Source organism: Dellaglioa sp. CoH-57-MRSF-21 (assembly GCF_056781915.1).
Genome location: NZ_JBXAXU010000135.1, coordinates 1 through 314 on the forward strand (window position 1 = coordinate 1; position 314 = coordinate 314).

Consider the following 314-nt stretch of genomic DNA (forward strand, 5'->3'; position numbering starts at 1 on the left):
CATTCAAACCCTCCAGAAGATCGCACACGCCTCACCATATCGAGCGTGAAACTCAGTTGCGTAACCTTGGTAGCGGCCCCGATTTCATCACGCTCCTTCTGGTAGGCACCGAGTGCCTTGAAGTACGTGGCCTTATACGCCGCATCTTTGTCAAGAATCTTCAGCGCCAACGTCTCCACGTCTACACCACGGGCTTCGGCCAAGGCGGTCAGGATAGAGGACTCGCGACCAGCAACCACGTCGGTGGCGGCGGCCACCTGATCTGCCCAGACAGCGCGTTCCGCTGCCGAATAACCAGCGTTGATGCTCTCCAC

General features: G+C 58.3%; 1 protein-coding gene. It reads right to left on the reverse strand.

Features of this window, described 5'->3' with window-relative positions:
• Positions 1 to 314: hypothetical protein (locus AC1RPQ_RS08285; RefSeq protein WP_481762310.1), on the reverse strand; the 314-nt coding region annotated here is incomplete at both ends.